The organism is Shewanella fodinae, assembly GCF_014651955.1.
Lineage (GTDB): Bacteria > Pseudomonadota > Gammaproteobacteria > Enterobacterales > Shewanellaceae > Shewanella > Shewanella fodinae.
Window position 1 is genome coordinate 1 of sequence record NZ_BMXW01000002.1, and the last position, 13,116, is coordinate 13,116.

Consider the following 13,116-nt stretch of genomic DNA (forward strand, 5'->3'; position numbering starts at 1 on the left):
AGTGAACGAACCGCTGGTGTTCGGGTTGTCATGCCAATGGCATTGCCCGGTAGCTATGTTCGGAATTGATAAACGCTGAAAGCATCTAAGCGTGAAGCGAGCCCCAAGATGAGTCTTCCCTTGGACTTGAGTCCACTAAAGAGCCGTTCGAGACCAGGACGTAGATAGGCAGGGTGTGTAAGCGTTGTGAGGCGTTGAGCTAACCTGTACTAATGACTCGAGAGGCTTAACCATACAACCCAGATGGGTTTTACTGAAAATGTTCTACTTTAAAATGCTCCAAGCATTTAAAGTATTTCCTACATCCTTGTAGGTCACCACATTTTCTAGCACTTCCTCCATCCTTGGAGGTCGTCCCTTGAAAGAATTGCAAGACTTGGTTGAAGTAAGAGAACTACTACTAAAAAATGTAACGTAGGCTTGGTGTCAGGCTAACAAAGCTGTGACGAGTGAGGCACGGCGTGTACAAGAGTACACAAGCACCGGAGCGAGGAAACAATGCCGTTAGCGTGACAGCAGACAAGATAAGGTCGCTTAGCTCAGCTGGGAGAGCACCTGCCTTACAAGCAGGGGGTCACTGGTTCGAACCCAGTAGCGACCACCATTATCAAAGCAACAGCTTTCCAAATTAACGAATTTGCTTGGTGACAATAGCATTGTGGTACCACCTGACTCCATCCCGAACTCAGAAGTGAAACACAATCGCGCCGATGGTAGTGTGGGGTCTCCCCATGTGAGAGTAGGTCATCGCCAAGCGCNAGGCCTTTTTGCTTTTAACCGCTAACTGTTTTGCCTGAGCCTTATCTTTTGTGTTTAATAGCGCACTGTTATCATTATTAATTTTGTAAAATGGCTTAGTTGACAACTGGAATAACTGGATTTCAAAATGCTGACCAAACTTCTGCTAACGGTTCTTGTGGTCGTATTCGCATGGCGGATGCTGGCAGCCAAACGCCATATAAATGTCAATGAAAGGGTGTACCATAAGCATTCAGACAGTAAGATCCGTAATTACTTGTTTTCACTTGTGCTCATCGCATTAGCATTGCTTGGCGGTGGATTCATGGCATGGCAATGGTTCGATGGTTACACTGTAGTAAACGTGACGCTGGTGTCGCCGACAGAGTCCCGTAGAGATGTTTATCAAGTGAGAAAAAAAGACATTTCTACCAATGAGTTAATTACAGTCGATGGGCTAAGGATCCGTTTGTCGCGCGATGAGCGTTTAGTGATTGATGATAAGTAAAGCAGTCTGCTCAGATGATACTGTTCATTGATTTGTTATCAGGTAAACTAGCTGCATTTTTTGCCGAAGTGTGTGTTCGGCAGGCAAGTTCTTCAGGAGGGCATGATGATCACCGCCTATATCTACCAGCATCAACAGCTAAAAATAGTAGAGCTTTCACCTGAGGAGAGTATTCCAGAAGACACGCTTTGGCTTGATCTGTTTCGACCAGATGACGATGAGCGAGATTGGCTAGCACGTTTTTCTGTTGAAGAAGTCCCTGACGAGGAAGACATCAACGAAATTGAAGCGTCTGCGCGTTTCTATCAAAACAGCGACGGATTGCATATTAACTCGTTATTTCCACAGAGGGTGGGGCAAGATGTTCGTGGTGTGAACGTTTCCTTTAACCTGCGAAATAGTTTTCTGCTGACCATCCGCGAAGAGGATGTCGGCCTGATCCGTTTACTGCGCAACTACCTGCGGTTAGGCCGGATTGAGGTTGTGACTCCTCAAAGCCTTTTTCTGGAGCTATTTAATCTTAAAGTTGAATATCTTTCTGACCTTATCGAAGACGTATATACAGTTTTGGAAAATGTCAGTGAGCAGGTGTTTGAAAGTGCCGAATTGGATGATGTCTTCAAGATGATCACCTTACAGGAAGATTCTAATGGCAAAATCCGTTTGAGTTTGCTGGATACACAACGCTCGTTACGCTACATGCAGAAATACTATCGCCGTGAACTGAGTGAGGACGAACTCAAAGACATGCGCGAAATGTTGTCGGATATTGAATCCCTGATGCCACACAGCCAGTTCATTTTCGATAAGTTAAATTTCTTGCTGGATGCCGCAATGGGCTTTAGTGGTTTACAACAGAACAAAATCATTAAAATCTTCTCGGTTGCCGCCGTGGTGTTCTTGCCGCCTACCGTTATAGCTAGTAGTTACGGAATGAACTTTAAGCATATGCCAGAGCTGGACTGGTATGTGGGCTATCCGATGGCGATTATGATGATGTTGGCCAGTGCCGCCGGTACTTATCTGTTTTTCCGGCGCAAAGGTTGGCTGTGATCAGACCGATTTTCGTCTGAGTGGGATGATTTCAGCTTTTTGGCTTCGGTAACTTTCCGGATTTTCTAGAACAGTGGCTAATGCCGAAAACTTGTTGCGCATCATGCGGATCGTGATGATACAACGATGGTAGGGATTATTGCATCGTGCTAATCGTTGCCGTAAGTGGGTGTTGATTGTTCGCAGTTGTTCTTGATTGCTATCGGATTCCGCAATGAGTTCATTGCTGAGTGTTTGTTGCAGTCGGTCAAGTTTTTCCGGCTGGTGTTGTGCCAGCCACATCAATGTATCGAAGTCTGGTAGTTCTGTCATCCTGCCTCTCCAAGTTATACCTTCCATGGCAATGACCCGCTAAGTGCTAGCGGATCCTCTTAAGACAAGATTAGTTCAGATTATGGCAAAAGGTTAGATCATCACTTTAAGGAACATGTATTAGCCTTTACTTTCACTGCCAAAGTAGTAACTGATCCGTTCTCTTGGGTTCAGGTATTTATAGATGTTCTCGGCCAGCGCGGCTGGCGGCAGACAGCGCACAATGCTTAATCCTTCAGCTTCAAGATCAATAATTGGTGCCTGATCTTTAGGAACCATGGGATCATATACCAAGATCCTCGGCAATAAGAGCTTGTCCAAATTTACCGACATCACCAAACCAAATTGGCCAGATGATAGCTCCACCACTGAGCCTGGCGGATATATGCCCAGCATTTTTATCATTTTTCCAATGTATTCTTGATTGTATTTGCCCTTGGAATGCTTATAAAGATAACCTAATGCCGCATAAGGTGTTCTAGCTTGCTGTTGCTGGCTAGGGTGGCAAAGCGCATCATAAAAGTTAACCACGGCAACAAGTTGAGTAGGGTTACTTAATTGTTCAGCCGTTAGGCCTTTCGGTGTTCCGCTACCATCGAGATGTTCGTGATGGTTTGTCACAATCTCTGCTGATGCCGTGGGAAAATCTTCTGCCAGTTTCAGGAGATCGTTGCCTAAGATAGGATGTTGGTTGTATAGATTCTGTTCCGGTGTTGTCAACGGCTCTTGTTTGCGCATGAGCTGGCTTGGCAACTTCAATTTGCCAATATCATGGAATAACGCTCCCAGTCCCACAGCTTCAATATCTGCCCGCTCCCAACCAAGTTCTTTGGCGATCAACATGGACAACACTGCAACGTTTAATGAGTGGAAATAGATACCGTCACTTTTGTCTTGATCAGACATCAGATGCAGTACCAGATTATCTGACGCCAGTAATTCCTGTGTGATATCAGCCACCAATTCTTTTGCTTCATGTACAGCGTTCAGCGGTCTGTTGCGCAACTTGCCAATCAGGTTGCGCATGCGTGCGAGAGAACGAGAGAAGTGTTCTTCTGTTTTTTGCAGCTCCCTGCGCATGCGTTGTAATACTTCGATGCGTTCTTTTTTATACTGCTCCATCTGCCCATGTAGTTGTTCAAGATCTTCTGCAGAATGCTCTTGAATATCAGATGCTTGCTGGTCATTTAGTGGTTCAGTATCACTGCGTCCAAGATCTACATATACTGCGTCAATGCCAAGTTTCTTGATTAACTCAATCTGCGCTTGCTGTTTGAGTTTGAAACTACTGAATAAAAAAGGGTGATCCTTCCATGACACCGGTAATCTTACATAATTGCCAACTTGTAATTGTTGGACTGACACAAAGAGGCTTTTACCCATAAGACAACTTCTGTTTGGTTACCTGTCAAATGTTCGGAGGTTAGCTATATTACAAGAAATTAACGTTATAGCCTGTATATTAAAGAGGCAACGGTAAACTGTAATCCGTCAGTGTACCCAAGTTCCCAACTGCTCAAGAATGAATTATGGCATGTTTTGCCGAGTATCTGTCGCGGTCTTGATCAAGTATCTTTAATGCTACTTTACCAAACTGATGTCGGTATAGCTGTAGTGGTTGGATTTGGGTCAATCATTCATAACGTAAAAACTAATACTAGCCATTAATAAACGTATTGGTCAGCAATAATCTCGCATAATGAGTGTTAACTGAGTGGAATGTTAATACGAAAACAGGCACCTTCCAAAGAGGAGTCTTCAATCTTCAGTGTTCCTCCGTAGCTATTAACAATCTCATTACACACGGCTAGTCCGATCCCTTGCCCCGGTGATTGAGTGTCGGCTCTAACACCTCGCTCAATAATTCTCTGCTTCAAGTTGTCTTCAACGCCGGGGCCGTCATCTTCGACTAACAGTTCAAAACCACTTTTGTCCATTTTGGCACTTACCCGTACCTCGCTGATACAAAGGCGAAATGCGTTTTCCATCAAATTACCGCACAATTCCATCAAGTCGCCGTGATCGCCGGGGAATGTCAATGTATCGGAAACATTCACGGAAAAGCGTACTTTTTTATCCTGATACACCTTAAATAACATCTGAGAAAGTTGATCTATCAGCGGTTTAACCGGCGTCCGTACTTGCTTTAATCCCTTTCTGCCCAACATGGCTCGCTTTAACTGGTATTTGACCAGTAAGTCCATTTGACTGACCTGATCCATAATTCTTTCACAGATGGCTTGGCGATCTAGTGTGGCATCATCGGTAATGGCGTGAACCGCTGCGAGACGGGTTTTCAAACTGTGAGCCAAATCGTTCATGGCGTTCTGGTAACGCTGTTGTTGAGAGCTTGATTGCAATAAGAGTTGGTTGAGGGCTTGAGTTACGCCCTCAAGTTCTACAGGATATCCTGCAGACAGAGATTTGCTTTTGCCTTTGATAATCGCCTGTAATTCTGAGCGCATGCGCACTAACGGCTGCATCCCCCAGTATGCGGCACTGATGAGTAACAGCAGGGCCAGCGTTAATACTAACGCCAACCGGATATAGGTACGCTTGGCAAATTTACTGGCTTCTTGTTCAATCTTTTCCGCATCTTTCAACACTAATAGGTTGTAGTGAACACCTGCAATATCTACCGATAAGAGATACGCGAAATAACCTCGTTTATCGGCCATGTTGAGATAGTAGGGAGGGACCCCACTACGAATGGTGTCAAAACGTTCACAGATGTCGAATAAACCGCGGTCTACGGCCAGAGAGGACGTCCACACTTGCTTGAATTCACTGTCACAGGAGGCCATGACATAGCGTTCCTGCTTGTTGTTTTCTTCAAGCCAAGCGCTAGTGTCTGGGATCAGATCATGCTCGCGCAGTTCCGCTGCGACTTGAGGGATCTCGGCGATTAGTTGGGCTGTTTCTTCGTTATAACTATTCTGGGCATGTAATATATTGACCATCCATGCCAGACCAAAGCCCACTAATGCAATAATTGACAGCGATGTCAAAAACATACGAGTGAGCAGGCGTTTTTTAGGTTTGAGTCTTAATTGCATGGAAGATTAAACTTATAGCCCTGACCACGAATGGTAATAATGGGGTTTTCAATACCATCACGGGTCAGTTTTTTACGAAGTCGGCTCACCATCACCTCTATGGTATTTGGATCCCCCTCTTTGTCACCATAAATGACATCCAGTAAACGTTGTTTGGCGACCACTTCGTGATTATGACGCATTAGATATTCCAGTATTTGATATTCAAAGGCGGTAATATCCATCAATTCCTCACCCATCATGACTTGCTTGGCGGCCAGATCCAACGATAGTTCCCCACTTTGGATAACGGGTTTAACAAAACCCGCACTACGGCGCACCAGCGCATCCAAACGTGCAACTAGTTCCTCTTTCTGGAATGGTTTCACTAAATAGTCATCGGCGCCAGCATTCAGCCCTTCAACCTTATCTTGCCAATTAACACGAGCAGTAAGGATTAATAGCGGAGCTTTCAGTTCGGCTTCGCGCAGATGCTTAATCAGAGATATGCCGTCCTGATCGGGTAAGCCTAAGTCTATGATCGCAACATCTATAGGATAATTGGTGGCCTGGTAGAAGCCTTCTTTAGCCGTTCCCGCAACTTGAACTTGGTTGCCCAATTCACTCAGTTGCACTTTTAAATGATGAGACAGTAAAGGATCGTCTTCAACTACCAGAATTCTCATATCGTCCATCCTTAATTTGGTTTAATTGTCAGTGTTAAGCGCAACACTACATTTTGTCCAAGGCTGCAAGTGTACTGCAAAAATACTTAACCTAGGCTGACACAATTACCGCCATTCGATATGCCGTACGATACAATAAACAGAATCGGATATTTCATAAAGACTGAGCCCAGCGTTTTACAGCTGTTAACCTCGGTACCTATGCTGGCAGTGAACATCGATAAAACCGCTATTATAAAACAGATAGCTACAGGTAAATCCAGTCTCTCAGTTGTGGCCTCGGTAGCAGTAGTTCAGCATGTAACCATGCATATTGATGACTTTTCTACGAGTAAATTTGTGGTATCGTAACCCGTTGTGACTGCGGACCTAGGTAAAACAACATATTAATTAAATGGTCCAGGAGGCAGCTTCTTCAAGTTACTGCCAAAAATTCAATTGCTACAAAGTTGAGACGGAGCCCACTGTGAAAGGACAAATCATTCGAGAAGAGAAGGTACTTAAGACGATTGAACCTGGGTTCGAAGTAGATCGCCGAGTGGCGTTTCTTAAAGCCAAGTTAAAAGAAGCAAAATGTAAAGCGCTGGTACTGGGAATTAGTGGCGGGGTCGACTCATCCACTGCCGGACGATTGTGTCAGTTAGCGGTTGAGTCGCTTAATCAAGAAAGCAATAGTGAAGAATATCGTTTTGTGGCAATGCGTTTGCCTTATCTTGAACAGCGTGATGAAGATGAAGCGCAATTGGCCTTGTCATTTATTAAGCCAACGCATCAGGTAACAGTAAATATTCATGACGGCGTTGAAGGTATTCATCACCAAGTGCTTTCTGGCTTAGAAGCGTCATCTATCTTGGAGCCAGATGATGCCAAAGTCGATTTTGTTAAAGGCAATGTCAAAGCTCGGATGCGTATGATTGCGCAATATGAAGTCGCGGGTATTGTGGGCGGGTTGGTGGTTGGCACCGATCATAGCGCTGAGAATGTCACAGGCTTTTACACTAAGTGGGGTGATGGTGCCTGTGACATTGCACCATTGTTTGGCTTGAATAAACGTCAGGTGAGGCAGTTGGCATCATTTTTGGGTGCCCCAGAGTCGTTAGTTAATAAAACTCCTACTGCGGATCTGGAGTCTAACCGTCCAGGGTTGGAAGACGAAGTGGCTTTGGGACTGACATACGAACAGATTGATGACTTTCTTGAAGGTAAAGACGTTGCCCCTGAAGTGGAGGAACGTGTTATCAATATCTATAAGGCTACTCAGCACAAGCGTCGTCCTATCCCCACTATCTATGATTAATTCCTCTGAAAATGCCATCTTAATAGATGGCATTTATTCATTTTAAATGCTTCAAATTGCCAGTCTTAATAAAGCGATCATGCGATTAGGAAACTGGCGATAATCAAGGTAGGGGACCAACCAGGTCTTTTCATTTAGCCGCTGCAGCTTGGGCTCAGACAGCAGTGGAATCGCATCATGAGCATTGATTTTTAGCATTTCTCCTGCGGCTTTACCACAGATAAGTTGAATACCTTCGACAGGTAGTTGTTTACTTGGCTCCGTATACAAACACAACTCCCAAAACAACTTGGCTTGTAGATAACTACGCCAATTTTCATCAGGGCTAAAAATTTTTGCCGCAATCACCATAATTTTGCGCCAGTGATTGCTATTAGCACTGATAAGAGCCTCTGCTGCATCAGTTTGCTGCCAACTCCAGTGGGTTGGGATGACAGGTGAATGTGGTAAATAAATCAGATGTTGCGCTTCTGGGTTTCCGATTTTCACTACTAAAAACCTCAATAAAATCAGATTGGTAATCTTGTTATTGGTCGCCGTATACACATTGGTTCACTTGCGTGAAATATCTTGCGAAAACGCCACTTAGACTCAATAACTTCACAAAACCGCAAAAAATATCTCCTATGATATTAGCATCAGACTAAGCTCTATTAACGGAGCAAAGTATTGAAAGGGAGCATTCATTATGAAGCGTAACATCAAGTACGGTTTGATGGCTAAAGGTTGCAAAGTCCCGCAGGGTTACTTCCTTAATGGTTTTTTTTATGAGCGTGCATCCAACCATGGCTCAGCCCAGGGATTTGTAGATGAAAAAGGTTTTTTTTACAGTTCAAGTAATGGGCATCATCTCAAAAGCGGTAGACCGACAGCTAAAATCGAAGGACTCACCTACATTCGCCTAGCGGATGTTGCCGAGTTTGATTTAGTGATGTTTGATGCCTGAACAAGACTCATATTGCTGCCAAAATAAAAGACTAGCGTAATGATATATGTTCATTTTAACCACCTACTTTAGTAGGTGGTTATCGTTTGAAAGGACTTCCCTCGGTTTTATTTGATCATTGCAGATTTGGGCTGCATCAACGACTGGATAGGGGCGGTTTAAGGCATCTAGTTTGCTGGTGTCTATGAGACCGTCAATAACTGACGGTCGCGATAATTACTGACTATCTCGCGAGGTAGCCCCCATCTATAGGGTATATTCCACCTGTACAAAATGACGCATTTTCTGACAGTAAGAACATAACAAATTCGGCTACTTCATCCATTCTTGCCATCCTTGCCATGGGGTGGCTGTTGGCGAAATTCCTTAAAATTTCTTCAGGAAGTTCATTAACGCGTGAAGTGCTCACATATCCTGGTGCCACTGCGTTAACCCTGACACCTTTACAAGCAAACTCTAAGGCCGCAGACCTAGTTAAGCCAATAACGCCATGCTTTGCGGCTGTGTAAGGTGCGAGTCCGGCAATCCCCACCAACCCATTTACGGCTGACAAATTAACAATGGCGCCACCACCGGACTTTAACATTTCCGGTATCTCATATTTCATACAGTAAAAAACACTACTCAATGAGTTAGCTATGACATTTTCCCAATTGTCTTCCGCTTGTTCGGTTATGTTTCTATTGTGTTCCCCGGTAGTCCCTGCATTGTTAACCGCATAATCGAGCCTTCCGAAATGACTTACTGATCCATGTATTAACTGGCAAACTTGCTCAGGTTTTGAAACATCACACCCGATACCTAAGGCTGTTTGCCCATCAGCTGACAATGAACGTGCTTTTTGCTGGGCTTTTTGCAATGACCTAGACGCAATGATTACTTTAGCGCCATGTTGATGTAGCCGTTCGGCAATTGCTTCACCTATTCCAGTGGTGCTCCCTGTAACTAATGCAACTTTTCCTTGAAAATTCATATCGGTCCCCGTAAAAACATTTTGGTCTGTGTTTACAGAAGCATATAAGTGGGGCGTGACAGTTTTTGTCAGTATTCTTGTCCAATACTCATGCCTTCAGCCTTTCTCCACCTATTCAGTAGCACCGATCTTCTTTCGTTATATCTTGCGTCCATTGGCGAAAAATCTATGATCCTGTCAGTCCTAAAGTGTCGAAAATCATTCCGCATTTCACACCATCCAACAAGTAACCAACATGAATCCATATAGGCTAGGGCGATAGGCCATATAGTGCGTGAAGAAACAGTGCTTTTCTTATCTATGTATCTAAGTTTGGCTTTGCAACATGTATTGATTGAACGACGTATGTCACAGAAGAATGTTTCTCTTGTGTTATCAGGTCCAGTTATAAGAGATTGATATTCAATGTGTTCACGTAGATTATCGGGAATAACAGCATGTATCTTGGCGATAGTGTTCTTCGCGATTTTTTTGAAATCTGGATCGGTGTTCTGACAGACCCAATTTAAACCGAGTGTTAACGCGTTTATTTCGTGTGCCGAGAACATTAACGGTGGTAGGTGGTAGTCAGATTTAATGATGTACCCGATGCCAGCTCCACCTTCTATACGTACCCCTTGTTGTTGTAGCTCTGATATATCTCGATAAACCGTTCGTACACTGACGCTTAATCTCTCAGAAATTGTCGATGCAGTGACTGGATATCTATGAGCCCTTAAAATTTCAAGCAATTCAAGAAGTCTTTTAGTTCGGCTCATACTGATAGTTCATCGATACAGAAAACACCTGATATGATGTCATAGTGCTTTGACTGAAAGTACAAACATGGTACACCACATCAGTTTCATTCTACATATCCCTATCGTTTTCTAAGCCAATTTTCGAATGAGCGTTAAGTATAAAATATACATATCATCATTTTTCTTTAATTTGTTTGTCATTATGTACCGGTAGATTGGCCGACCTAGTTTAACCCAAATAACCTCCTACCTACTCTATTATGAGGCCTCATAACTATGGTCACCAAATCGTGTGCTAAGGTATTTGTTATCAGTGCAGTTGCTTTAGCCCTTGCCGCTTGTAACTCTTCTAGCGAAGACAAGACCGCCACATACACTAATCCGGGAATGCCAACGGGGAGCTCGGCACCACAAAGTGTCGCTGAGCCCGTTCTATCCGGCAATGCAATTGCAGTGGTGGATGGTAATCTTCCAGTTACTAATAATAATGGCAATATTGTCGCTTTTGAGCCTTCTGTAAGTCCTTTAATTCAAATCTTGAGTGGTTTTGACGATATTTGGTATGCCGGAGATGACATCTGGGCAATGGCAGGTTCTTCCGAATCCAAGGCGATTGCTGAAGGGTATGAGTCATACCCTGGGGTTGTGGGGGGCGGTACTAACAGCACGTCTTATGCTATACCCTTCAACTTTAGTCATGAACAGATCCGCAACGAAAGTGTCTGGAAGGAAAACTTTAATTACGTAAAACAGGTCGTTGAAAAATCAACCAAGGCTGAAAAAGTGGCGGCCTACTTGGATGATCAACGTGATAAAGGCTTCAGCATCTCTTCTGGGCTGGGCCCAATGACTGCAGACTATCGTAGTGGTGCGAATGCGACTTCGTCCTATAGCGTGAATGCTAATGGCGATGTCGTGTTGACTGACGCTGTGAGTGGTGTGGCCAATGTACTTGATATCGAAAACATCAAGTACAATGGCGATCTCTATGAGCATTTAGCGAATTCAACTAGGACTGGTTTTGGTACTACGTCAGTTAATGGTAACGCGACGGAACTGAGTGATGTCGTGACATTATTGCAAACGGTTGCTGCTTATGGTGCATCTACTGAAGCCCCTAAATACCATTTCCAGTCTCCCCGACCATGGCGAATTAATGCCGACGATTACAGCACCGTTAACTTTAATGACCCTTCGGCCACTATATATAGCACCATCACCAACTTTGACGTGCTAGAAGAAGACGCATGCCTTGGGCTTGATGGTCAATCAGTTGATGCTTACAAATATTACGAACGGCCGGTCAATCCTATTGTGCTACCCATTACTGGTTTGTTGTGCGCAGCGCGAACAACATACTATGGGAAAGACACTGACAATGATGGTGTGCCTAACAGTTACAGTGAATTCGAAGGTGACTCAAAGACTGCGGTAAATAGCCTCCCAGCGTTATATTCAAGTCGAGCAAAAGATGGCGCATTCCCTAGCGGACACACTGCTGAAGCATTTGACCGTGGATTGATTTACGCCTATGCCATCCCCGAGCGCTTTGCCGAAATGGTGGCGCGTGCGGGGGATTTGGGGACTGACCGTATCATTGCGGGGATGCACTCGCCATTAGATGTTATTGGTGGACGTACTATGGCAACCGCCATTGCGGCAGCTATGCTCTACGATACTAACAATGCCCCCGCGGCAGAGGCGGCAGTGGCACAAGCACAGCAATACTTTTTGTCCAAGGCCAAAACGGCCGGTTACAACACCATCTATGACTATGCCCACTGTACAACTGATGAGACTAACCCCTGTAGCTTAGCCGACCAATATGCTGACAAAAAAGCGATGAAAGCGCGTTATCGCCAAAGTATGACCTATGGCTTCACGCCTTTGGCTGAAGAAAGTACAGCACCCGAAGTACCAAAAGGTGCAGAAGTGCTTCTAAAAACGCGTTTCCCATATTTGGATGCCAACCAGCGCCGCCAGATTTTAGCTAGCACTGAAATTGCTTCGAATTATCCAGTTATCAACAAATCACGTGGTTGGGGCCGCCTCAATTTGGTTGATGCGGCAGATGGCTACGCCGCGTTTGACAGCAATGTGTCGGTATACATGGATGCTAGCCGCGGCGGCTTTAATGCTGTTGACCGTTGGATGAATGACATTTCCGGCGATGGACGCCTTGAGAAAAGTGGCAGTGGTGTACTTTATCTTGGTGGCGATAATAGTTATCGCGGTGGTACTGTTGTTGAACAAGGTACCTTAACCGCTGCGTCAGCTTCTGCTTTCGGTAGCAACACGCTTTATCAAAATGGCGGTACTGTAAGGGTGTCGATAGCCGATGGGGCTGAAAATGCTTCAGCAGGTGGCTTAACGGTTACCGATTTTGTGATGAATGGTGGGGTATTGACGCTTGATCTCAACCGCAATGCACAGCTCAATGCGACCCAAGGTATTTATCTGTCTGGAGACAGTTTGTCACTCAATTTACAGGTTCCAACATTGGCTAAGGCAACGAGTTATACGGTACTTAATAGCCCGCATCTGGAAGGCAAATTTGCTGACGGCAACATAAGTGCCAAGGATGCGTCTGGTTCCTCGTATGACGTGGCGGTGGTTTACACCGATACCTCCACTACCGTTACTGTAACACCTAAAAAATAGTCCATCAGTCAGCCCCATGAAAATGGGGCTGACTTCTATAACTATATGAGTTTTAAGAACTAGATATTGGCATGTTCCCACAAGACAGGCAAAACTAAAAAAGCATTGTCTGGATAATCTAAGTCAGTGTTGCTTTTATACTGGTGCTAAGACATTAATTGGCGACA

At 44.5% G+C, this 13,116-nt stretch carries 12 protein-coding genes, 1 tRNA gene and 2 rRNA genes; 8 read left to right on the top strand and 7 right to left on the bottom strand.

The features are described from left to right. The 5 genes from IE064_RS02155 to corA form a co-directional block, all read left to right on the top strand. Positions 1 to 234 (top strand): 23S ribosomal RNA (locus IE064_RS02155); the annotation flags it as partial. A gap of 294 nt (positions 235 to 528) precedes the next feature. Continuing rightward, positions 529 to 604, top strand: a tRNA-Val gene (locus IE064_RS02160). Between the two features lie 36 nt (positions 605 to 640). Further along, a 5S ribosomal RNA gene (rrf, locus tag IE064_RS02165) occupies positions 641 to 756 on the top strand. A 130-nt stretch (positions 757 to 886) separates the two neighbouring features. After that, positions 887 to 1,246, top strand: coding sequence for a hypothetical protein (locus IE064_RS02170; protein WP_189616017.1), 360 nt, complete (start codon positions 887 to 889; stop codon positions 1,244 to 1,246). Between the two features lie 105 nt (positions 1,247 to 1,351). Then, complete coding sequence (gene corA, locus IE064_RS02175; RefSeq protein ID WP_133039143.1) at positions 1,352 to 2,299, top strand: magnesium/cobalt transporter CorA; 948 nt, start codon at positions 1,352 to 1,354, stop codon at positions 2,297 to 2,299. On the opposite strand, the gene IE064_RS02180 is transcribed toward corA, so the two are convergent. The 4 genes from IE064_RS02180 to IE064_RS02195 form a co-directional block, all read right to left on the bottom strand. Further along, a complete protein-coding gene (locus IE064_RS02180; RefSeq protein WP_189616021.1) occupies positions 2,300 to 2,611 on the bottom strand; it encodes a DUF3135 domain-containing protein in 312 nt (103 codons plus the stop codon). Positions 2,612 to 2,731: 120 nt separating this feature from the next. Continuing rightward, the gene (locus IE064_RS02185) at positions 2,732 to 3,994 is read right to left on the bottom strand and encodes an HD-GYP domain-containing protein (protein WP_189616022.1); all 1,263 of its coding nucleotides are present in this window, start codon (positions 3,992 to 3,994) and stop codon (positions 2,732 to 2,734) included. A gap of 323 nt (positions 3,995 to 4,317) precedes the next feature. After that, on the bottom strand, positions 4,318 to 5,667 hold the full coding sequence (locus tag IE064_RS02190; RefSeq protein WP_189616025.1) for an ATP-binding protein: 1,350 nt from the start codon (positions 5,665 to 5,667) through the stop codon (positions 4,318 to 4,320). After that, on the bottom strand, positions 5,658 to 6,332 hold the full coding sequence (locus IE064_RS02195) for a response regulator (protein WP_133039064.1): 675 nt from the start codon (positions 6,330 to 6,332) through the stop codon (positions 5,658 to 5,660). Before IE064_RS02195 ends, IE064_RS02190 begins: the two co-directional genes overlap by 10 nt. A gap of 466 nt (positions 6,333 to 6,798) precedes the next feature. Between IE064_RS02195 and nadE the strand changes: the two genes are divergently transcribed. Next, positions 6,799 to 7,629 (top strand): NAD(+) synthase, encoded by an 831-nt coding sequence (gene nadE, locus IE064_RS02200; RefSeq protein WP_133039065.1) that lies wholly within the window; start codon positions 6,799 to 6,801, stop codon positions 7,627 to 7,629. A gap of 51 nt (positions 7,630 to 7,680) precedes the next feature. Here the strand turns inward: nadE and IE064_RS02205 are convergent, their stop codons facing one another. Beyond that, positions 7,681 to 8,118 carry a DUF6942 family protein gene (locus tag IE064_RS02205; RefSeq protein WP_189616027.1) on the bottom strand — a complete coding sequence of 146 codons (438 nt, stop codon included), beginning with the start codon at positions 8,116 to 8,118 and terminating at the stop codon, positions 7,681 to 7,683. A gap of 199 nt (positions 8,119 to 8,317) precedes the next feature. On the opposite strand from IE064_RS02205, the gene IE064_RS02210 reads away from it, so the two are divergent. Further along, complete coding sequence (locus tag IE064_RS02210; protein ID WP_189616029.1) at positions 8,318 to 8,575, top strand: hypothetical protein; 258 nt, start codon at positions 8,318 to 8,320, stop codon at positions 8,573 to 8,575. Between the two features lie 223 nt (positions 8,576 to 8,798). On the opposite strand, the gene IE064_RS02215 is transcribed toward IE064_RS02210, so the two are convergent. Further along, a complete protein-coding gene (locus IE064_RS02215) occupies positions 8,799 to 9,548 on the bottom strand; it encodes an SDR family NAD(P)-dependent oxidoreductase (protein WP_189616031.1) in 750 nt (249 codons plus the stop codon). 68 nt (positions 9,549 to 9,616) lie between these two features. Then, positions 9,617 to 10,306 carry a helix-turn-helix transcriptional regulator gene (locus IE064_RS18275; RefSeq protein WP_189616034.1) on the bottom strand — a complete coding sequence of 230 codons (690 nt, stop codon included), beginning with the start codon at positions 10,304 to 10,306 and terminating at the stop codon, positions 9,617 to 9,619. Between the two features lie 258 nt (positions 10,307 to 10,564). Between IE064_RS18275 and IE064_RS02225 the strand changes: the two genes are divergently transcribed. After that, the gene (locus tag IE064_RS02225) at positions 10,565 to 12,949 is read left to right on the top strand and encodes a phosphatase PAP2 family protein (RefSeq protein ID WP_189616036.1); all 2,385 of its coding nucleotides are present in this window, start codon (positions 10,565 to 10,567) and stop codon (positions 12,947 to 12,949) included. Positions 12,950 to 13,116: the final 167 nt, after the last annotated feature.